The 20,864-nt window shown below is 71.8% G+C and carries 18 protein-coding genes and 1 pseudogene; 5 read left to right on the top strand and 14 right to left on the bottom strand.

The genetic code is table 11. The features are described from left to right. Window positions 1-85: 85 nt before the first annotated feature. The 4 genes from ABZ453_RS02250 to ABZ453_RS02235 all read right to left on the bottom strand — a co-directional run bounded on the left by ABZ453_RS02250 (window position 86) and on the right by ABZ453_RS02235 (window position 3,205). Entirely contained in the window at window positions 86-595 is a 510-nt protein-coding gene (locus ABZ453_RS02250; RefSeq protein WP_359010679.1) for a DUF5304 domain-containing protein, read from the bottom strand. Between the two features lie 57 nt (window positions 596-652). Further along, entirely contained in the window at window positions 653-1,810 is a 1,158-nt protein-coding gene (locus tag ABZ453_RS02245; protein WP_359010677.1) for an ArsA-related P-loop ATPase, read from the bottom strand. Window positions 1,811-1,854: 44 nt separating this feature from the next. Beyond that, window positions 1,855-2,298 (bottom strand): SRPBCC family protein, encoded by a 444-nt coding sequence (locus tag ABZ453_RS02240; protein WP_133042889.1) that lies wholly within the window; start codon window positions 2,296-2,298, stop codon window positions 1,855-1,857. Window positions 2,299-2,407: 109 nt separating this feature from the next. Then, on the bottom strand, window positions 2,408-3,205 hold the full coding sequence (locus ABZ453_RS02235; protein WP_359010675.1) for a metallophosphoesterase: 798 nt from the start codon (window positions 3,203-3,205) through the stop codon (window positions 2,408-2,410). A gap of 295 nt (window positions 3,206-3,500) precedes the next feature. Between ABZ453_RS02235 and ABZ453_RS02230 the strand changes: the two genes are divergently transcribed. After that, on the top strand, window positions 3,501-5,297 hold the full coding sequence (locus ABZ453_RS02230; RefSeq protein ID WP_359010673.1) for an AMP-dependent synthetase/ligase: 1,797 nt from the start codon (window positions 3,501-3,503) through the stop codon (window positions 5,295-5,297). A gap of 13 nt (window positions 5,298-5,310) precedes the next feature. On the opposite strand, the gene ABZ453_RS02225 is transcribed toward ABZ453_RS02230, so the two are convergent. Both ABZ453_RS02225 and ABZ453_RS02220 read right to left on the bottom strand, forming a co-directional pair. After that, window positions 5,311-6,894, bottom strand: a complete 1,584-nt coding sequence (locus tag ABZ453_RS02225) for a GMC oxidoreductase (protein WP_359010671.1) — start codon at window positions 6,892-6,894, stop codon at window positions 5,311-5,313. 478 nt (window positions 6,895-7,372) lie between these two features. Further along, window positions 7,373-8,515 carry a glycosyltransferase family 4 protein gene (locus ABZ453_RS02220; protein WP_359010669.1) on the bottom strand — a complete coding sequence of 381 codons (1,143 nt, stop codon included), beginning with the start codon at window positions 8,513-8,515 and terminating at the stop codon, window positions 7,373-7,375. A 119-nt stretch (window positions 8,516-8,634) separates the two neighbouring features. Here ABZ453_RS02220 and ABZ453_RS02215 point away from each other — a divergent pair, with 119 nt between their 5' ends. After that, complete coding sequence (locus ABZ453_RS02215; RefSeq protein ID WP_359010667.1) at window positions 8,635-9,870, top strand: glycosyltransferase family 87 protein; 1,236 nt, start codon at window positions 8,635-8,637, stop codon at window positions 9,868-9,870. A gap of 220 nt (window positions 9,871-10,090) precedes the next feature. On the opposite strand, the pseudogene ABZ453_RS02210 reads toward ABZ453_RS02215, so the two are convergent. After that, window positions 10,091-11,347 (bottom strand): annotated as a pseudogene (locus tag ABZ453_RS02210) (MATE family efflux transporter); the annotation flags it as partial. Between the two features lie 91 nt (window positions 11,348-11,438). On the opposite strand from ABZ453_RS02210, the gene ABZ453_RS02205 reads away from it, so the two are divergent. Further along, entirely contained in the window at window positions 11,439-11,969 is a 531-nt protein-coding gene (locus ABZ453_RS02205) for a PadR family transcriptional regulator (protein ID WP_359010665.1), read from the top strand. Here ABZ453_RS02205 and ABZ453_RS02200 read toward each other — a convergent pair. The 5 genes from ABZ453_RS02200 to ABZ453_RS02180 all read right to left on the bottom strand — a co-directional run bounded on the left by ABZ453_RS02200 (window position 11,957) and on the right by ABZ453_RS02180 (window position 17,274). Beyond that, a complete protein-coding gene (locus ABZ453_RS02200; RefSeq protein ID WP_359010663.1) occupies window positions 11,957-13,111 on the bottom strand; it encodes a hypothetical protein in 1,155 nt (384 codons plus the stop codon). The genes ABZ453_RS02205 and ABZ453_RS02200 overlap by 13 nt on opposite strands. 72 nt (window positions 13,112-13,183) lie before the next feature. Next, window positions 13,184-14,200, bottom strand: coding sequence for an NlpC/P60 family protein (locus ABZ453_RS02195; protein ID WP_359010661.1), 1,017 nt, complete (start codon window positions 14,198-14,200; stop codon window positions 13,184-13,186). 206 nt (window positions 14,201-14,406) lie between these two features. Continuing rightward, window positions 14,407-15,444 carry an NlpC/P60 family protein gene (locus ABZ453_RS02190; protein ID WP_359010659.1) on the bottom strand — a complete coding sequence of 346 codons (1,038 nt, stop codon included), beginning with the start codon at window positions 15,442-15,444 and terminating at the stop codon, window positions 14,407-14,409. A 210-nt stretch (window positions 15,445-15,654) separates the two neighbouring features. After that, window positions 15,655-16,998, bottom strand: coding sequence for an NYN domain-containing protein (locus ABZ453_RS02185; protein WP_359010657.1), 1,344 nt, complete (start codon window positions 16,996-16,998; stop codon window positions 15,655-15,657). A gap of 36 nt (window positions 16,999-17,034) precedes the next feature. Continuing rightward, window positions 17,035-17,274: a hypothetical protein gene (locus ABZ453_RS02180; protein ID WP_093718578.1), complete on the bottom strand. Its 240-nt coding sequence runs from the start codon at window positions 17,272-17,274 to the stop codon at window positions 17,035-17,037. 377 nt (window positions 17,275-17,651) lie between these two features. On the opposite strand from ABZ453_RS02180, the gene ABZ453_RS02175 reads away from it, so the two are divergent. Together ABZ453_RS02175 and ABZ453_RS02170 are read left to right on the top strand one after the other, a co-directional pair. After that, window positions 17,652-18,386 (top strand): rhomboid family intramembrane serine protease, encoded by a 735-nt coding sequence (locus tag ABZ453_RS02175; RefSeq protein WP_356950133.1) that lies wholly within the window; start codon window positions 17,652-17,654, stop codon window positions 18,384-18,386. Then, a complete protein-coding gene (locus ABZ453_RS02170; protein ID WP_089101146.1) occupies window positions 18,383-18,664 on the top strand; it encodes an Lrp/AsnC ligand binding domain-containing protein in 282 nt (93 codons plus the stop codon). Before ABZ453_RS02175 ends, ABZ453_RS02170 begins: the two co-directional genes overlap by 4 nt. Before the next feature lie 9 nt (window positions 18,665-18,673). Here the strand turns inward: ABZ453_RS02170 and ABZ453_RS02165 are convergent, their stop codons facing one another. Together ABZ453_RS02165 and ABZ453_RS02160 are read right to left on the bottom strand one after the other, a co-directional pair. After that, a complete protein-coding gene (locus ABZ453_RS02165) occupies window positions 18,674-19,393 on the bottom strand; it encodes a hypothetical protein (RefSeq protein WP_359010654.1) in 720 nt (239 codons plus the stop codon). A gap of 11 nt (window positions 19,394-19,404) precedes the next feature. Beyond that, window positions 19,405-20,766: an aminotransferase class V-fold PLP-dependent enzyme gene (locus ABZ453_RS02160; protein ID WP_359010652.1), complete on the bottom strand. Its 1,362-nt coding sequence runs from the start codon at window positions 20,764-20,766 to the stop codon at window positions 19,405-19,407. Window positions 20,767-20,864 lie beyond the last annotated feature (98 nt).

Raw genomic sequence — 20,864 nt, 5'->3', positions numbered from 1 at the left:
CCCCGCTACGGCCAACCGTACCCGAGGCCCTGCCGCCGGGGTTCAGGCGTCCGAACGCTGGGCGGCCCGGCGGCCACTGGGGGTGTCAGTCCAGGTCGATGCGCTGGCCGGGCCCGGTTCCCTCGCCCTTGTCGCGGCCTTCGTCCCGGCTTGCGTCGAGGTCCTTGTGCAGATCGGTCGGCCGGGTCGCCCAGCGCTGTTCCTGGGCCTGGACCGCGGAGCGGTACGCGGCGAGCAGTTCGTTGCCCGCGGCGGCCAGGTGGTCGAAGACGTCCGGGTTGCGTTCCACGACGGGTTCGACGGCTGCCCGGGCCTGCTGCACGACCTGCTTGACCACCTGCTGGGCCGCGGGCCCGGCGACGGCGCCGAACAGCGGTGACTGGATCGACGACAGCTTCTCGGAGACGGTGTCGACCAGCTTGCGCAGTTCCTCGGCGGCCGAGACCGGCGGCCGGCCGTACTCGGCACGACGGCGGGCCTTCTCCGCGGCGAGGTCCTCGGCGGCCGCCGTCGCCCAGGCGTCGGCGTCGGTGGCCCGCGCCTCGCGGGCGGCCTCGTTCTCACCGGGATCCGACGGGGGGAGCTGTTCGCTCATGACGGACTCCTGACTACGGTTCGTCCCTACGACGTTACCCGAACGGCCGTACGTCGTTCAGGCCCTGTCGGGCCACAGACCGGGGTCCGGCGTGAAACGGATGCACAGTTCGCCGTCCCGCAGGGCGGCGCCGGAGACGGTGCAGCGGCGCAGCGCGGACGGCAGCGCCACGATCCGGCGGAACGGACCCGCGGTGACGACGAGTTCGTCCCCGCGCCGGATCAGGTCCAGGTCGTCGCGCGCCGCCCCGGGCAGCGGGATGTGCCAGACCAGCACACCGTCCTCCGCGAGCCGGTCGCGGACGGGCCACTCGACGGTGGACGTCGTCCCGTTGACGCCGGGGACGGACAGCGCGGTGAGGTCGTCCGTGCCGCGCGGGTCGCGGCCGAGGTGCGGGACCTGCCGTACGTCGTACGACTCCCGCCACTCCTCCAGCGTCTTGCGCTGCTGGGCGACGAGACCGGCCGGCCATTCCTCCGGTACGACCCGGTTCGCGACCAGGACGTCGGGACGCAGCCCGCGCAGGGCGAAGCCCAGCACGGCCTCGCGGACGGCGTCGGCGCCGGCCGGTCCGGGTTCGGCGACCAGCCGTACGGCGGTGTGCCGGTCGGCGAGGACGGCCGCGACGGCGGCGAGTTCCGTGTCCCAGCGCGCGGCGGTGTCGTACAGCCACTCCGAGGGCATGGGCACCCCGGCCAGCCGGCCGAGCACCGGGCGCAGGGCGCGGGCCGCCTGTCGCTCGGGCGGGAGCAGGCGGCGCAGATAGCGGCGCAGTTCCTCGGGCAGCGCGAGGAGGGCGAGGGCCTGCGGGGCGGGCGGGAGATCGACCACCAGAAGATCGAACCGCTCCGACAGGGCGGCGTCGCGCAGGGCCCGCAGGAGGGTGAGCTCCTCGGCTCCGGGAAGGGGGGTGACCTCCTCGGCGTCCAGCCTGGAGGCACCGAGGAGATCGAGGACGCCTGCGGCCCGCTCCTGGAAGGCGGCGAGGTCGTCCCGGAAGCCGGCGACCGCGTCGGGCCGCCATACGCTGAGGTGGGAGGAGACGAGGAGGGGAGCCGGGCCGGTCGTCGCGCCGAGGGCCGCCCCGAGGGTGTCGGTGCGGTCGGCGCCGAGGAGAAGGGTCCGGCTGCCGTCGCCCGCGGCGCGCAGCGCGGTCGCGGCGGCGACGGTCGTACGTCCGCTGCCGCCGGGACCGGTGATCAGGAGGGTGCGCATGAGGCTGAACGGTACCTTCGCGCGCCGCCCTCAAACCGCCGTGACTACTTCTCGCCCGACTCCACGCGCTTCTTCAGCCCGGCCAGCGCCCGGTCGATGATGACCTTCTCGGCCTTCCGCTTGATCATCCCGAGCATCGGGATCTTCACGTCCACCGTCAGCCGGTAGGTGACCTCGGTGGCCCCGGCACCGGCGGGCTTCAGGATGTACGACCCGTCGAGGGAGCGCAGCATCTGGGACTTGACCAGCGTCCAGGACACCTCGTTGGCGCCGGTCCACGTGTACGCCAGGACCTGGTCGTCCTTGATCGCGCCGGCGTCCATCACGAGCCGTACCTGCTCGGCCCGCCCCTGCGCGTCGGTCGCGAGGACCTCCGCCTCCTTGACCTCGCCGGTCCAGTCCGGGTAGCGCGCGAAGTCGGCGATCACCCCCATGACATCGGCCGGTGCCGCCTCGATCGTGATGCTCGAGCTGGTGTGTTCCGCCATCGCCGTGGCTCCTCCAGATGCGGGCCGGTGAGAGGTCGTCGTGCGCACGTGTGTGCAGCGTGAAGGCTACCGCGCGCCCGACCAGGCGACTTCACCCGGATCGGGCAGTTCACCATTCGAGCGCCCAGGGCTTCCCGGTGCCGGCGAAGTGCCCGACGTTCACACACTCCGTGGCCCCGATCCGCATGCGCCGCACCAGGGGTTGGTGGACGTGGCCGAACAGCGCGTACCGGGGCCGGGTGCGGCGGATCGTCTCCAGCAGTGCCCGGCTTCCGCGCTCGAAGCGCCGGGCCACGGTGTCGTAGACGAGCTCGGGCACCTCCGGCGGGATGTGCGTGCACAGCACGTCCACCTCTCCGACGGCCGCCAGCTTCGCCTCGTACTCCTCGTCGTCGATCTCGTACGGCGTCCGCATCGGCGAGCGCAGGCCCCCTCCGACGAACCCGAAGGTCCAGCCGCCGATCTCCGCCCGCTCCCCGTCCAGCACCCTCGTGCCGGGCCTCGCGTACTCGGCCCACAGGGACGGCATGTCGACATTGCCGTAGGTCGCGTACGTCGGTGTCGGGAAGGCCGCGAACATCTCGGCGTACTGCCCCCGCACCGCTCCTTCGATGGCGGTGGCCCGGTCCGTGCCGATGCCGCCCCACAGCCGGGCCCCGAACTCGCGCGCCTCCTCGAAGCGGCGGGCGGTGCGCAGCTCGACGATGCGGTCGGCGTTCTCCCGGCCGAACAGGTCGGGGAAGATGCCGCGCGAGTGGTCGGCGTAGTCGAGGAAGAGGACCAGGTCACCCAGGCAGATCAGGGCGTCGGCGCCGTCGCCGGCGCGGGCCAGGTCACGGGCGTTGCCGTGCACGTCACTGACCACGTGGACCCGGGTCCTGCCGCTGTCGGCCGGTGTGGATGCCATGACGATCAAGCGTAAGGGTGTGGGATGTACGTGAACAGAGCCGTCGGGACCTGCGGTTACTGGCTAGTCAGTCAGCGGGTCGACTACCGTACACAGAGCAGCACCCATCTGTGTGACGCAGCGAACATCTCGCCGGGACCCCCTGTCGGAGAAGCCATACCGGCGGGTAACGTCCGGGCAGTCCAGTCGTGCTCAGGATTTCAACCAGTGATGTCCCGAGCACCTGCCCGAGCCTTGGACGCATCGTCGCATCGCACAACGTCGTGGCGCCGGCGCCTTATGAGGAGCAGCAGTCTTGCGCGAGTTCAGCCTTCCGGCTTTGTACGAGGTCCCTGCGGACGGCAATCTCACCGACATCATCCGCAGAAACGCCGCGCAGCATCCCGATGTGGCCGTCATCGCGCGCAAGGTCGGCGGCGCGTGGCAGGACGTGTCGGCCACGGCGTTCCTGGCCGAGGTGCACGCCGCCGCCAAGGGCCTGATCGCCTCCGGCATCCAGCCCGGCGACCGGGTCGCCCTGATGTCCCGCACGCGGTACGAGTGGACGCTGCTGGACTTCGCGATCTGGAGCGCGGGCGCGGTCACCGTGCCGGTGTACGAGACCAGCTCGCCCGAGCAGGTGCAGTGGATCCTCTCCGACTCGGGCGCGACCGCGGCCCTCGTCGAGCTGGACAACCACACCGCCGCCGTCGAGTCGGTGCGCGACCGGCTGCCGGCCCTCAAGCACCTGTGGCAGATCGAGGCCGGAGGGGTCGAGGAGCTCGGGCGCCTCGGCAAGGACGTCAGCGACGCGACCGTCGACGAGCGCAGCTCGCTGGCGCGGGCCGACGACCCGGCCACGATCGTCTACACCTCCGGCACCACCGGCCGCCCCAAGGGCTGTGTGCTGACCCACCGCAGCTTCTTCGCCGAGTGCGGCAACATCGTCGAGCGCCTGCGGCCGCTGTTCCGCACCGGCGAGTGTTCCGTGCTGCTGTTCCTGCCGCTCGCGCACGTCTTCGGCCGGCTCGTGCAGATCGCCCCGATGATGGCGCCGATCAAGCTGGGCACCGTCCCGGACATCAAGAACCTCACCGACGAGCTGGCGTCCTTCCGGCCGACGCTGATCCTCGGCGTCCCGCGGGTGTTCGAGAAGGTCTACAACTCGGCGCGCGCCAAGGCGCAGGCGGACGGCAAGGGCAAGATCTTCGACAAGGCCGCGGACACCGCGATCGCGTACAGCAAGGCGCTGGACACGCCCTCGGGCCCGTCGCTGGGCCTGAAGATCAAGCACCGGACCTTCGACAAGCTGGTCTACAGCAAGCTGCGCGCGGTGCTCGGCGGCCGGGGCGAGTACGCCATCTCCGGCGGCGCCCCGCTGGGCGAGAGACTCGGCCACTTCTTCCGCGGCATCGGCTTCACGGTGCTGGAGGGCTACGGCCTGACCGAGTCCTGCGCGGCCACCGCCTTCAACCCCTGGGACCGTACGAAGATCGGCACCGTCGGACAGCCGCTGCCGGGCTCGGTGATCCGGATCGCGGACGACGGGGAGGTGCTGCTGCACGGCGAGCACCTGTTCAAGGGCTACTGGAACAACGAGGCCGCCACGGCCGAGGCGCTGACCGACGGCTGGTTCCACACCGGTGACATCGGCACCCTCGACGAGGACGGCTACCTCCGGATCACCGGCCGCAAGAAGGAGATCATCGTCACGGCGGGCGGCAAGAACGTCGCCCCGGCCGTGATCGAGGACCGGATCCGCGCGCACGCGCTGGTCGCGGAGTGCATGGTGGTGGGCGACGGGCGGCCGTTCGTGGGCGCCCTGGTCACCATCGACGAGGAGTTCCTGGGCCGCTGGGCCGCCGAGCACGGCAAGCCCGCGGGTATCACCGCGGCGTCGCTGCGTGAGGACCCGGATCTGCAAGCGGCGGTCCAGGACGCGGTCGACGACGGCAACGCCGCGGTGTCGAAGGCGGAATCGGTGCGGAAGTTCCGCATTCTGTCCTCCCAGTTCACGGAGGAGTCGGGCCACCTCACGCCCTCGCTGAAGCTCAAGCGCAACGTGGTGGCGAAGGACTACGCGGACGAGATCGAGGCCATCTACCAGAAGTAGTGGGCCACTTGGGTCAGGTGTCCTCGGCGAGGACCCGGGTCATCGTGCGCTCGGCGAGCGCGGTGATGGTGACGAACGGGTTCACGCCGATGTTGCCGGGCACCAGCGAGCCGTCGGTGACGTACAGCTTCGAATAGCCTTTCACCCGGCCGTAGTTGTCGGTCGCCTGGCCCAGCACGCAGCCGCCCAGCGGGTGGTAGCAGAAGTCGTCGGCGAAGACCTTGCTGGCGGAGCCGAACAGGTCGTAGCGGTAGATCGTCGCGTTGGCCGAGTTGATCCGGTCGAAGAGCTTCTTGGCCATGGCGACGGACACCGCGCTCTGGGCGGCGGTCCAGCCCAGCTTGACCCGGTCGCTCGCGGAGTCGTAGGTGAAGGCCGCCCGTTGGGGGTTCTTGGTGATCGCCAGATAGAGGCTGACCCAGGTCTCGAACCCGATGGGCAGCGGGGCGATCTCCGCGAAGACCGGGTTGTCGGTATTGGCCCAGTCGTCGATGCCCATGACCGGCATGGTCGACTGGTTGGCGCCGGTGGTGTCCCAGATGTGGTTGGCGCGGCCGAGCATGGTGTTGCCGTTGGGGCCCCAGCCGGCGCCGACACTGGAGTTGAGGGCGGGCAGGGCTCCGGTGTCCCGTGCCCGGACGAGGAGTTCGGTGGTGCCGAGGCTGCCGCCGCCGAGGAAGAGGTACGTGCAGCTGTACTGCTTGGTCTGCACGACCTTGCCGGTGACGTCGATGCGGTCGGTCGTCAGCAGCCAGCTCCCGTCGCTCGCCCGATGGACGGCCTTGACCCGCTCCATGGTGTTGATGGTGACGTTGCCGGTGCCCAGCGCGGACGCCAGGTAGGTCTTGTCGAGGCTCTTCTTGCCGTAGTTGTTGCCGTAGATGACCTCCTGCGCGAGCGCCGACTTGGTGGCGGTGCCGGCCGCCTCGCGCTGCATGTAGCCGAAGTCGTAGACGTTCGGCACGAAGGTGGTCTTGAGCCCGGTGTTGTCGGCGGCCTTCCGTGACGTGCGGGCGAACTGGTACCACTCCGTCGACTCGAACCAGGCGGGGTCGATGGTGTTGACGCCGAGCATGGCGCGGGCGCGCGGGAAGTAGGTGTTGTACATCTCCGTCGCGTTCACGGTGGGGAACTGCTCGGTGAAGTACGACTGGAGCGGGGTGACCGCCATTCCGCCGTTGACCAGGGAGCCACCGCCGACACCGCGTCCGACGTACACGGACATGTTGTCGAAGTGCACGCGGTCCAGGACGCCGGGGTAGGGAGTGATGTCCTTGTTGACGACGTCCAGCCACAGGAAGGTGGCCAGCGGGGCCTCGGTGCGGGACTTGAACCACATGGAGCGCTGGTCGGGGTTGGCGGTGTTGCAGAAGATCTTGCCGTCGGCGCCGGGGGTGTTCCACAGCTGCCCCATCTCCAGGACGAGCGTGCGGATGCCGGCCTGGCCGAGGCGTAGGGCGGCGACGGCACCGCCGTATCCCGAACCGACCACGATGGCGGGCGCGTTGTCGACGGAGGCCGCTTCCTCGGCCGCCTGCGCCGACTGCAGACCGATCCGAGTGAGCCCGGCGGCGGCCGCGCTCTGCAGGGCGATCATGCCCAGTATTTGACGTCTCGTCAGCTGATGCTGCGTCAGTTTCGCTGTCATGCGCGCAGCATCGGCGGATTATCGGCCTCCGGCTAGGCCCCTGTCGTCAAATTCCCGTCGTCCGCCCGAAGCTCGGGGCCCGGCGGTGCCATGGGGGTCCCCCGCGTGAGGTTGTTCAAGCGTGGCGGAGCCTGCGCTCGCAAGGCACCTGAGCGCCATCGATGGCGGCGCGCCCGCGCGAGGTTGTTCGAGCGTGGCGGAGGAGCCACGTCGGTGGTTCGGCAACGCGGCTGGGGGCAAAACGCCTCCTGGGCAGTGGCGAGTGCGTGCCAGGCGCCGCCGGGCAGGTGGGCATTCGACGGCCAGCTGGTGTGGTGAGGCTGACGTGGGAAGACGTGGCCAGGCTCGGCCAGGAGGCCGGGCGGCTCGCGTCCCGGATGCAGCGGCCGGACACCCTGGACGAGGCGGTGAGCCACCGGCTGCGCCCCTAGAGCAACGTCTTCAACTTTTCCGCCAGCAAGTCCCAGCGCCACTTCTCTTCCACCCACTCACGCCCCCGCTCCCCCATGCGTCGCCTGAGTTCCGGGTCGGAGAGGAGGACGGAGATCCGTTCGGCCGTCTCCTCGGGGGAGCCGCCGCGGACCACCCAGCCGGTCTCGCCGTCCAGGACGGCGTCGGGGGCGCCGCCGGAGTCGCCTGCCACGACCGGCAGGCCCGTCGCCGAGGCCTCCAGGTAGACGATGCCGAGCCCCTCGACGTCGAGGCCGCCCCGGCGGGTCCGGCAGGGCATGGCGAAGACGTCACCGGCGCCGTAGTGGGCGGGCAGCTCGGACCAGGGCACGGCGCCCGTGAAGCGCACGGAGTCGGCGACACCGGTCTCGCGCGCCAGCTTGCGCAGCTCGCCCTCGTAGGGCCCGCCGCCGACGATCAGCAGCACCGCGTCCGGCTCGGCGGCCAGGACCCGGGTCATGGCCAGGATCAGCGTGTCCTGCCCCTTGCGCGGCACCAGCCGGGACACGCACACGACCACCGGCCGGTCGGTCAGTCCGAGCCGCGCACGGACCGCATCACCGCCCGACCCAGGGTGGAAGACCTTCTCGTCGACGCCGGGCGGCAGCTGCACCATCCGCCCCGCCGCCGCGGGCGTCAGCGCGGAGGCGATCCGCGAGCGCGTGTACTCGCCGAGGTAGGTGATCGTGTCCGTGCCCTCCCCGATCCGCCGCAGCAACTGCCGCGCGGCGGGCAGCTGGGCCCACCCCGCCTCGTGACCGTGGGTCGTCGCCACCAGCCGCTCGGCGCCGGCCCTCCTGAGCGCCGGCGCCATCAGCCCGAGCGGCGCCGCCGCCCCGAACCACACCGACGTACAGCCGTGCTCGCGCAGCAGTCCGACGGCCGTCCGGGTGGCCGCGGGCGTCGGCAGCAGCATGGTCGTGCGGTCCCGGACGACGGTGAAGGGCTGCTCGGCGTCGAAGGCGCGGGTCGCCTCGACGCCCTCCCTGCCCCGCTTCCAGGTGGAGGCGTAGACGACCAGCCGCTCGGGGTCCAGGCGCAGCGCCATGTTGTGCAGGAACGCCTGGATGCCGCCGGGGCGGGGCGGGAAGTCGTTCGTCACGATCAGCGTCTTGTGCATCGCCGCCGACCCTACCGGGCGCGTCCGCACAGGTGCGCTCGGCCGCGTTTATGGCGAGTTCACAGCCGGGCAGGACATCATGTTCTCCTCAAGACGAACAGCTGGCCGAAGGGGCTCGGGTGGACATTGCGGGTGCGAGGCGGTCCCTGGCGGGGCTGCTGGTGACCTGGTGCCTGACCAGGGTGATCCTGCTGCTGTTCGTCTACAAGGTGTGGATCTTCCCGGGCCCGGACGTCACCAGCGACGTCTCGGTGATCTACCAGGGCTGGTACGAGGTGCTGCGCACCGGCGCCTTCCCGCGCGGCGACGTCACCTGGCAGTACCCGCCCGCCGCGGCCCTGGCGATCCTCTCCCCGGCGCTGCTGCCCTTCCTGCAGTACGCGTCGGCCTTCTTCGTCCTGGCCTGCGTGGCCGACCTGGCCGTCCTCGCCCTGCTGCTCTACGCGGGCCTGCGCCCCGGCAAGTCGCTGCGCGGGGCCTGGATGTGGGTGGCGGGCGTGCCGCTGATCGGGCCGACCGTGTACGCCCGCTACGACGTGATGGTCACCGCCGTCACCGTGGCCGGGCTGCTCGCCGGGGCCCGGCGACCCCGCGTGATGGGCGTCCTGGTCGGGTTCGCGGCGATGCTGAAGGTGTGGCCGGCGCTGCTGCTGCTCGGTGCCCGCAAGCGGGCCGCGTGGGCCTGGACGGCGGGAACGGTCGCCGTGGTGGCGGGGCTGTTCGCGGTGTCGATGCCGGGGGCGTTCTCCTTCCTGACCTTCCAGAGCAACCGGGGCACCGAGGTGGAGTCCCTCGGCTCGCTCGTCTTCCATGTGGCCCGGCACTTCGGCTGGGACGGCCGGGTGCTGTTCCACTACGGCTCGATCGAGTTCGTCGGCCCCTGGGTGAACGCGGTCAGCTCCGCCGCCCTGTTCCTGACCGGCGTGGCCTTCGGCTGGCTGCTGCTGTGGCGGCTGATGGCGACCCGGTTCCTGCCGAGCACGCTCGCCGACGCGGCGTTCACGGCGGTGCTGATGTTCACGGTCACCAGCCGGGTGATCAGCCCCCAGTACATGGTGTGGCTGGTCGGTCTCGGGGCCGTCTGCGTGTGCTTCCGGGGCACCCGGATGGGGCTGCCCGCGCTGCTGGTCCTCGCGGCCTGTCTGGTGACGGTGCTGGAGTTCCCGCTCTGGTTCCAGCACGTCGTCGCGAGCGACCTCCTCGGGGTGACCCTCCTGATCCTCCGCAACGGCCTCCTGGTCGTCGCCGCCGTCTGTGCGGCCGTGCAACTGTGGCGCTCGACGGTCTCCGGCGAACCGGTCCCGCCGCTGCCCGCTCAGGCGACCCGCACCAAGGAGACCTCCGCCTCCTCCTGACGCGGCCTCCGGCCGACCGACACCGATCCGGACGGGACAGCGGCGGCCAGGTCGTCGTCAGTCGCCACCGCGCCGCGTCACCCCCCCGCATGGGCAGCCGGTCGGCACGGCTGTGCCGGCTCGCACCTGCACGCCCCCGCCCCCGCCCGCCCCGGCCGGGACGCACCCTGCCCCGTGACCGGTCCGGGACGGCGCCTGCGCCCCGGGCGAACAGCACGGCCACCGCGGCGCACTGCACGGCCATGGCGAGCGCCATCGCCAGGCAGACTCCGGGCAGACCGAGCACCGACAGGCCGTAGGCGAGCGGGAGTTGGACCGCGGTGCCGAGCAGCGTCACCCGCAGCAGGGCCGGTGCTCCCCCGCTCCCCTCGAAGACCCCGCCCAGCGCGATGAAGCAGGCCATCAGCAGCAGGTACGGGCCGATGCAGCGCAGGAACAGCACTCCGGCGTGGGCGACCCCGGGGCCGGCGCCGAAGGCGGCCATGATCCAGGGGGCGGCGGCGCCCAGCAGAACGACGGCCACCAGCCCGGCCGTCCCGGACACCAGCATCGCCTGGCGCCCGATCTCCCGGCGCGCGTCGCGGCCGGCGCCACGCGTGTGGGCGGTGTGGATCGACGCGGCCTGCCGCACCGCGTAGAACGCCATAGTGGCGACGTAGAGGACCTTGTAGGCGACGGCGTACGCGGCCACCGCCGTCACCCCCAGGCGTGCCACGATGGCGACCAGCACCAGTGCCCCGCCCTGCCGCACGGTGAAGTCGGCGGACATGGGCAGCCCGGTGGTCAGGGTCCGGCGCAGGGCCGCGCCCACGGGTTCCGCGGGCCTCGCCCGGGCCGTCTGCCTCAGCAGGGCGTTCCGCCGGAGGACGACCAGCCCCGCTGCCAGCGCGGCGCATCGGCACAGCACCGTCGAGACGGCGGCGCCCAGCACGCCGTACAGGTGGATCAGCAGCGGGTCGCAGACCAGGATCAGCCCGTTGGCGAGCAGCGCGAGCCGCATCGGGGTGCGGGTGTCGCCGGCACCCTTGAGGATGCCATCGACGAGGTTCTGCGCGAAGAAGACGGCGATGCCCGGCAGGGAGACCGCGAAGTAGGCGACCGCGAGCGGCAGGGCAGCGCCCTCCTCGCCGCCCAGCACGGTGCGGGCCAGCGGCTCGCGCAGCAGCAGCCCGCCGAGCACGACCGTCGGCGTGACCACCGCGAACAGCGCCCAGCCGCCGCGCACGGCCGCCCGCACCGCCCCCGGGTCCCGGGCGCCCCTGGCGTGCGCGACCAGCACGGTCGTACCGGACGCGAAGACCAGCGAGACGCCCAGCAGCACGTTCTCGGTGTTGGTCGCCACGGCCACCGCGGCGACCGCCGCACCGCCGAGCCGGGAGACCCAGACGGTGTTGATGATCCCGGCGGCCACGGTCGCGAGGAGCGAGAAGTAGACGGGACGGGCGAGCGAGACGAGCTGTCCGCGATGAGCGTTCATGGACCCGGGACCCCCTCGTGATGACGTACCTCTAATCGAGGTAGCTCGCTTAGAGGTACCATGGCCGCACGGAGCCCGCAAGGAGGGAACGTTGCTGGAACTGTCGATCCTCGGCTTCCTGGCTGAACAGCCGCTGCACGGCTACGAGTTGAAGGAGCGCATCAAGGCACTGAGCGGCCATGTCCGCCCGGTGAGCGACGGCGCCCTCTACCCCGCCATCGCCCGGCTGGTGACCGCCGGCAAGCTCGACCAGCACACCGAGCCGGGGGCGAGCGCGGCCCCGCGCCGCATCCTCTCCCTCACCGCCGAGGGGCGCGAGGACCTGCTGGAGCGCCTGCGGCACCCCAAGGAGGCGCAGATCACCGACCACGTCCGCTTCAACACGGTCCTGGCCTTCCTGCGCCACCTCCCGGACCGCCGGGAGCAGGCCGACGTCCTGCGCCGCCGCCTGGACTTCCTCGAGACGCCGTCGAGCTTCTTCTACGACGACGGAGAGCCCGTACGCGCGGAGGAGACCGGGGATCTGTTCCGGGAGGGCATGCTGCGGGTGGCGCGGGCGACGGGCGAGGCGGAGCGGGCCTGGCTCAGAGAGGCCATCGGCCTGCTGGATCAGCCGAGTTGAGCCTTGAGGTACTCCCGCCACTGCTCGGTGAACCTCGTCGGCGTCGTGCCCAGAACCTTCTTCATCGCGTCCTCGACCGAGCCGGCCCGCCGCGGATGGTCACCCACCGCCCGGTAGAACTGCCCGAGGCGCTTCTGGCCCCACCGGTCGGCGATCATCCGGCAGGCCAGCCAGCCGCCCTCGTAGGCCTGCGCGAGCTTCGTCGCGTCCCCGCTGAACCCGAAGTCCTTGTCGGTCGGCAGCGCGGCCGGCACCTGGCCGTCGTCCACCGAGCGGGCCAGCTCGGGCGCGGCCTGGATCGCGGTGCGGCCGGTGCCGAGGTAGCCGACCCAGTCGGCGTACCCCTCCGACAGCCACAGCGGGGTCGCGGCCGTGGTGTGGGCGCGGGTGGCGACATGGGTGGTCTCGTGGGTGAGCACGACCTGCTTGCCCAGGGTGCCGAGGAGGGCGTACGCGTCCGGGTTGACGATGATCCGGTCCGCGGGCGCGTCCGGCGGACCGCCCACCTCACCGGTGGTCACCGCGGCGATGCCCCGGTACTGCGAGGCCGGTGAGCCGAGCAGCCCCGCCATGCCGTCCACGGACTTCGGTACGAGGACGAAGACGTGCCGGGCCCAGTCGGTGCCCCACGCCCCGCTGACGGCCGGGACGGCGTGGTCCGCGAGGTCGGCGTAGACGTGCAGCCGCTCGCTTGACTGCCCGACGCCGAGGACGAGGCTGCGCCTGCCGCGCATGACGGTCACCTCGCCCTGGTCCCACAGCTGTTGGGCGGACCTGCGGGCGGGGGTGTCGGCGTCCACCCGCCACTGCCCGTCCGGGCCCCGAGAGAGGGTGAGGGTGCGGCCGGCGGTGACGGGGGCGTTGTCGTACCCCTGGACCCGGTACCGGAGTTCGGCATCCGCGGTGGCCTCGTCGCCGTGCCGGTGCAGGGCCGTGACGCGGTAGGCCCAGGAGGCCAGCGGCACTCCGCGGAGGTTCTCGAACCAGCCGAGCGCGCCCGTCTCCAGGAAGGCCGTCCGGTCGCGGTCGAGGACGGCGGCGGACCGGCGGTCCAGGACCCGCTGCAGATCCGTCCTGGCCGGACCGTCGGGGGACTGCCCGCCGCAGCCCACCAGGGAGACGAGCAGCAGAACGAGCGCCACGACACCCGAACTCCACGCCCGCCCACGACCACCAGCCACTTCCCGATCGTACGGCCGACGGGGCGCGGGGCGTCAGACCCTCGTGACGGAGGACACCGGCATCATGTTGACGCGGTCGTAGCGCACGGGGGCGCCCGGGTAGGGCGCGTGGATCACCTGGCCGTTGCCCACGTACATCGCGACATGGCTGGCGTCCGAGCGGTAGACGACCAGGTCGCCGGGTTGCGCCTGGGAGAGCGGGACCTGCCGGCCGGCGAACCGCTGCTCCTGCGAGGTGCGCGGCAGATGGACGCCGGCGTGCGCGTACGACCACTGCATCAGGCCCGAGCAGTCGAAGCCGGAGGGGCCGGTCGCGCCCCAGACGTACGGTCTGCCGAGCGCGGAGCGGGCGGCGGCGATCGCGGCGGCCACGCGGGCGTCGGGCGGGACGACGCCCGAGAGGTCGGGGATGCCGCCGCCCCCGGAGCGGGAGGCCCGGTCGTAGGCGGCACGCTGTCCGAACGGCAGGGAGTTCAGCAGCTGCCGGGCCTTGGCGAGCTTCCGCTCGACGGTCTTCTTGTGGGCGGCGACCGCCGTGCGGCTCTTCTGGAGTTCGGCGAGCTTGCCGGCCGCCTCCGCGCGCTCCTGGGCGAGTTCACGCAGCGCGGACCGCAGCTCCCGCAACCGGCCCGCCTGGTGGGCGCTGATCCGGTCGAGCGTGGAGGCCTTGTCGAGGTAGTCGGCCGGGTCGTCGGAGAAGAGCAGGGCGACGGTCGGGTCGATGCCGCCGGAGCGGTACTGGGCGCCGGCCAGCGAACCGAGCGCGTCCCGCATGGTGTTGATGCGCTGCTGCTGCCGGGCGATGCCGTCCTGTGCCTGACCGACCTCGCGGCGCAGGGTGGCGGCGGTCTCGTCGGCCTTGTCGTAGGCCTGGGTCGCCTTCTCGGCCTCCTCGTAGAGGCGGTCCACCTCGGCCTTGGTGTCGGTGTGCGGCGCGGCGTGGGCCGGCACGGCGCCGAGGGCGGCGGTCGCCGCGGACAGGACACACAGGGCGGTGCCGGCACCTCGGTTGAACCCGGACGTCGGTACAAGGCGGCGATGGGACCCCACGGGAAGCCGCGCTCCTTCCGCTGACGACAAGGACCGCTTCCCCGCGCGGCGGGGAAACGCGCCAGACAGTAGCCGCGCGGTGGGGGGTCGGCCAAAGACCCTCGCGGATACGCACAGTGACGCCCCGCCTCTGACGCAGGTCATGGGCGGGGCGTGGGGTCGGCGGGAGGTGCCGTAATTCGCCCGTTCGGGCGGCACCCGGAGCGTCAGCCGACGCGGACGCCGAACTGGAAGGGCATGTTGCCGATCGACTCGTAGCGCACCACGGTGCCGGTGCGCGGGGCGTGCAGCACCATGCCGTTGCCCGCGTAGAGGCCGACGTGGTGCAGGTCACCGTAGAAGAGGACGAGGTCGCCGACCCTGAGCTGGCTCTCGCTGTAGATCCGGGTGCCGGCGTTGGCCTGCTCCTGTGAGGTGCGCGGGATGGTGACGCCGGCCGCGGCGTAGGCGCGGGAGGTCAGACCGGAGCAGTCGAAGGAGGCCATACCGGTGGCGCCGAAGGAGTACGGCTTGCCGAGCTGGCCCTGCGCCCACTGGAAGGCGGCGGCGGCACGGCCGGAGGCGGCGGGGTCGTTGCCGAGGTCGACCCGCTGGTTGGCGTCGCGGTTGGCGCGGGACTGGTCGGCGTTGAGGGCCGCGCGCTCGGCGGCGGTCAGGGAGTTGAGGAGCTTCTGCGCCTGGGCGAGCTTGCCCTGGACCGCCTTCTTCTGGGCGACGAACGCGGCGCGGGTGGCGGAGAGGTCCTTGAGCTTGCCGGAGGCCTCCGCGCGCTCCTGGGCGAGCTCGCGCTGCTTCTCCTCGATCTTCTTCAGCGCCTCGACCTGCTGGGCGCTGAGCTGGTCGGCGGTGGAGGCCTTGTCCAGGTAGTCGTCCGGGTTCGACGACAGGAACAGCTGCAGGGAGGAGTCGATGGAGCCGCTGCGGTACTGGGCGGCGGCCGCCAGGCCGATGGAGTCGCGCAGGGTGTTGAGCTCCTCCTGGCCCCGGGCGACGCCGTCCTGGATGGTGGAGATCTCCTTCTGGAGCTTCTGCTCCTTCTCCTTGGCGCCGTTGAGCTTCTCGGTGGCCTGCTCGGCCTGCTCGTAGAGCTTGTCGACCTTCGCCTTGACCTCGTCCTTGGAGGGCTTCTCGCTCGGCGCGGCGTTGGCGGCCTGAGCGCTGATGGCAACGGCGGCAGCAGCGGCGGTGGTGAGCACGGTCACGCGCGTGCGACTCGGCTGCTTGGGTCGACGGTGGGACGCCACGGAGGTGAACTCCTTCTTTTGAGTGATCACCCGCTCGGAGGTTCGAGCCCAGACCCTAGTGACCTTCCTGTGATCAGATCAAATCCTCACACCAAAAAATCCCGTCACGCAATGCATTCTTTGCACACAACTCACATGGGGTCACACCAGGTTGACGCTACGTTGCGTGACGATCACACCAAATCGGGCATAGCACCTGGACGTTGACGTTTACGACAGGCGCTTCAGCAGCATCGCGGAGGCGACCGGTCGCGCGCCCGCCTTGGCGACCCCGTCGGCCACCTCGCGATCGGTGGAGGCGACGATGACGGGCCGCCCCGGCGGCTCGGCGCGCACCAGCTGGCGGATCAACTCGTCGGCGGTGACGCCGGGTTTGGAGAACAGCACCCGCACCCCGCGCGGGGGCGCCAGCAGCACCGGGGCCGCCAGTTCGGCCCCGTCGAAGACGCAGGTGACCTCGGCGCCGGTCTGCGCGGCGAGCTGGGAGAGCTGGCCGAGGAGCCTGAGGCGCTGCTTCTCCAGGGGCATCTGCGGATAGCCGGTCTTGGTGACGTTGTAGCCGTCGACCACCAAGTGCGCCTGGGGCAGGGCGAGAAGCTGGTCCAGGATGGCCGGATCGTGCTCGGACAGCGCCCGCGCGGCGATGTCCTTCGGGGTCATTCGTCCCGGTTCGACCGCGTCGACGGTTTCCGCGGGCCGTACGGACACGGGCGGCAGTGCCAGTTCGCGGCGCAGCCCCTGGGCCGCGTCCAGAACGGTGTCCAGAAGCAGACGGACGCGCATGTCCTCGACACTGCGCCCCTCCCGCGCTGCTCTGCGCGTGGCCTCGAGGGCCGCCTCGGCCTCGCCGAGCCGCGCCTTGAGCCGCCGGGTCTCGCTCTCCGCGGCGGACACCTGGGCCTGCCCGTCGGCCCGTACGGTCTCGATCTCGGCCTGGATCTTGCGCAGGGCGGCCTCGCCGCGCTTGACGTCGCTGAGGGCGGCACGGAGCTTGCGGTGAAGCGATTCGGCTTCCTTCTTGGCCGAGTCCAGCTCCGTCCGCAGCCGCTCGGTCTCCGCGCGGGTCTGGTCGCGGGCGGCGGTGAGCTCCTCGCGCAGCCGCTCCAGCTCGGCCCGGCTCTCCTCGTCGGCCCGCTCGGCGTCCGCCCGCTGGGCCTCCTCGCCGGCCGCGGTGACGAGCTTGACCCAGCCCGTGGGCCGCAGAACATAGGCCGCGGCCGCCACGTCGAGCGGATCCGCGGCCGGGGGCGGCGAGCCGGAGTCGAGGGCGCCGGCGAGCTCCGGCTGGGCCTCTCTCAGCTTCTCCCCGATGCGCTGCCGGAACAGCGGATCGGTCTCCAGCGCCGCCGCCATCGCGTTCCCGGCGAACTTGGCCCGCCGGTTCGGCGCGAAGCGCGCGTACTGCCTCAGCTGGGCGGGCAGCTCCGCGACGGTCAGCCCGCCGAAGCCGTCCGAGACGATCTGTACGACTCTTCTGCGCACACCGTCGGGCAGCGGACGGTCGAGCACCTCGGCGGCGCCGTCGCCCGGCCCCCCGCCTTGTGTCTCCACCATCCGTCACACCCCATCACTGTGCGGGGCCGCTCCCGGTCAGGAGCCGGCGCCCGGCCTGTCCACGAGTTCCACCTGGTCCACGGCGTTGCACCAGCGGCAGCGCACCGACTCGATGGTCTCATTGACCACCTCGCGCTCCTCGACCTTCGGCTCTCCGGCCAGGTCGAGGTGGACGTACTCGACGACCTTCGACGAGCGGGTCACGTCGAAGCGCGTGAGGTTGCCGCAGAGGGTGCAGCGCCACCGCGTCGTGGCGGTCGGCAGGGGAACCGTCATCGTGACTGTTCGCTTTCCTTCTAGTCTCCGTGACGCCCCAGCTTCCCTGGAGCGTGTGGCCGTAACCCTACGGCCTGCCGGCGACTCACCGCTGGTGTGTCCCCGGGGCCTGTCCGGCGGATCATGTCGGAGTCGCGGGGTAGGGCACGCCCACCTGCGGCGTTGTCGTCGGTTGGCGACTCTCCCACGCTCGAACAGCCGCGCGCGGGGGACCCCATCGCGTCGACGCCCTCCTCCGCCTTGCGGTTGGACGCACCATACCTCGCTCACCTGCACCGATAGCGTGCCGTCGATGTCCTCCGACCTGATCCGCCGGACAGGTCCTGGCGGCGAGGCGGTCTGGGCGGCTGCGTCCCGTTACGTCATGCTCTGTGTTCATGATCGGCAACTGGGACGTGACCGTCGGCAGAGTGCTCCGCACACCCTCGGCACCGGTGACGTACGGGCTGATCGCCCTGTGCTGTCTGCTCTTCCTGGCCGGGCCCGCCGCGGGGCTGAACCCGGCCTACGGCACCGGGGACGCGCTGCTCGCCGCGCAGCGCGCCTACTTCCACCGCTGGGGCGTGGTCCCGGCCGAGCTGTTCCAGGGCTCGCCCCGGGCCGCGCTCACCCCGGCGACCGCCCTGTTCGTGCACGGCAGCTGGGTGCACCTGCTGGGCAACATGCTCTTCCTCTATGTCTTCGGAGCGATGGCCGAGGAACGGATGGGCCGGATCCGCTTCACGCTCTTCTACGTCGGCTGCGGCTATCTGGCCCTGCTGGGCTACGCGGCCGCCAACGCCGCCTCCGAGCAGTCCCTGGTCGGTGCGTCCGGGGCGATCTCGGCGGTCCTGGGGGCGTTTCTGTACCTGTTCCCCGGGGCCCGGGTGACAAGCCTGCTGCCCTTCCTGTTCTTCCTCCCCCTCCGCTTCCCCGCCTGGGTCGTCCTGCCCTTCTGGGCGTCCCTGCAGTGGCTGGCGGCGGGCCGGGCGCCCCAGGGGCCCGGGGTGGCGTATCTGGCCCACCTGGTGGGCTTCGGCCTGGGCTTCCTCTACGCGTGGGCCCGTTTCCGCCGTACGACTAGAGTGAGGGCCGCCCCTGCTCCGGCCCCCGAGGGAGAGAACCAGCCGTGATCACCGCGATCGTCCTCATCAAGACCAGCGTGGACCGGATCCCCGAGATCGCCGAGCGGATCGCCGCGCTGGACTCCGTCAGTGAGGTCTTCTCCGTCACGGGCACCTACGACCTGATCGCCATGGTCCGGGTCAAGCAGCACGAGGACCTGGCGGAGGTCATCCCGGGCTCCATCAGCAAGATCCCGGGCGTCGAGGCCACGGACACCCATGTCGCGTTCCGGACCTACTCGCAGCACGACCTGGAGGCCGCGTTCGCGATCGGCCTGGACTCCTGACACCCCGCCCTACTCCGCGGGCCGGTGCAGCCGGCCCCAGAGGGTGATCAGCGCGCCCCAGTTCACCACCTGCCAGGCCGGGATGTCGGCGGAGTGCGGGACGCCGTCCTCGTCGGCGCCGCGCACCGTGAGGTTCGCGTCCCGCCGCGTCGCCCACCAGGACCGGGGTACGGACGGGTCCGGCAGGTCGACGGCAAGGGTGGGCTCCTCCAGGCCGGACCACGTCAGGAGCGTCCGCCCGCGCGGCAGCCACAGCCCCCGCGCGTCCGCCGTGAGCCGGCCGAAGGCGACCTGCCGGCCCTCCTGGAGCCGGGCCAGCAGCGCGGGCGCCTGCGCCCGGCCCACCCGTCGCCGCACGTGGTGGACGGCGGCCCGGATCGACACGTTCTCGGCGCGTTGCTCGTCCGGCTCGTGAAGCTGCCACTCGTCGAGGACGAAGGAGTGTTCCGCGCCGTCGGCGAACCGCGCCAGGTGCCGGTGGCCGTAGGTGTACCAGGGCGGGCCGTGCTCGGGGTCCCGTCTCAGGGTCAGGTCGATCGTGGAGCGCCAGTGGGTCACCTGCTCCCAGCGCCTCGCCCGCGCCCCCGGCACCGACACCAGCCCCTCCTCGTACAGGTACACCGGTGCCGTACGGGGCAGCCGTGGCCGACGGCGCGCGACGGCCACCGCGAGGAGCTCTCCGAGTTCCCCGGCCGACGCCGACTCACCTACCGCGGCCGGAATCCCCACACAACGGATGATTACACGGCCGGCACGCAGCGGCCGTCCTCGGTGCGGTATGTCCACTTTGCCCCGTCGCTCACCAGTTCCCGGACGGCGTTCACGAAGCGCTCGACGTGCTCGTCGGGGGTACCGGCGCCGAAGCTGACCCGGATCGCGTTGAGGGACTTCTCGCCGGGCGCGGCCTCGGGGGCGCCGCACTCGCCCTGGGTCTGGGGGTCGGAGCCGAGGAGGGTGCGCACCAGCGGGTGGGCGCAGAAGAGGCCGTCGCGGACGCCGATGCCGTACTCGGCGGAGAGGGCGGCGGCGAAGTGGGAGCTGTTCCAGCCCTCGACGACGAAGGAGATCACCCCGACCCGGGGCGCGTCGTCGCCGAAGAGGGACAGCACCCTCACCTGCGGGACCTCCGCCAGGCCTGCCCGCACCTTCTCGATCAGGTGCCGCTCACGGGCGACCAGAGTGTCGAAACCGGCCTCCGTCAGCGCCTTGCAGGCCGAGGCGATGGAATAGGCGCCGATCACGTTCGGGGAGCCCGCCTCGTGCCGGGCGGCGCTGTCGTGCCACTCCACGTCCACTCCCCCGTCCTCGCGACGGGTGACCTTGCGGCTGGCGCCGCCGCCCGCGAGGTAGGGGTCGGCCGCGCGCAGCCAGTCGGCGCGGCCGGCCAGGACGCCGGAGCCGAAGGGGGCGTACAGCTTGTGGCCGGAGAAGGCGACCCAGTCGACGTCCAGGTCACGGACGGAGACGGGGTGGTGCGGCGCCAGCTGGGCGGCGTCCAGCACGATGCGGGCGCCGTGCGCGTGGGCGGCGGCGGCCAGCTCACGGACCGGCCACAGCTCGCCGGTGACGTTCGAGGCGCCGGTGACGCAGACCAGGGCCGGGCCCTTGGGGTCACGGGCGGCGAGAGCGCGCTCCAGGGACTCGACGGCCTGCCGCGGGGTGCGCGGGGCGTTGAGGTAGGTGACCCGGGCGTCCTGCCAGGGCAGCAGGCTGGCGTGGTGCTCGGTCTCGAAGACGAAGACCTGGCAGTCGGCGGGGAGGGCGCGGGCCAGGAGGTTGAGGGAGTCCGTGGTCGACCGGGTGAAGACCAGCTGGTCGTCGGCTCGGCAGTCGAGGAACTCGGCGACGGTCCTGCGGGCGTTCTCGAACAGGTCGGTGGAGAGCTGCGAGAGGTAGCCCGCACCGCGGTGGACGCTGCCGTAGTACGGGGCGTAGGCGGCCACGTCGTCCCAGACGCGCTGCAGGGCGGGGGCGCTGGCCGCGTAGTCGAGGGCCGCGTAGGTGACTTCGCCGCCCGTCACGAGCGGGACGGTGACATCCCGGCCCAGAACGGGCAGCGGGGCACAAATGGTCTGGACGGAGGCAGCGGTGGAGACAGACATGGGGGAACTCCCGTGAAAGGCAGAGAAGAAGATGAGAAGGGGGTGCGCGGAGGCGGGGCTCGGCGGCCCTATCGCATTCGCTTGCTCACGGGGGACTC

It is taken from the genome of Streptomyces sp. NPDC005799 (assembly GCF_040630525.1).
Classification (GTDB): Bacteria; Actinomycetota; Actinomycetes; order Streptomycetales; family Streptomycetaceae; genus Streptomyces; species Streptomyces griseorubiginosus_B.
This window is presented reverse-complemented; position numbering and strand designations above follow the sequence as displayed.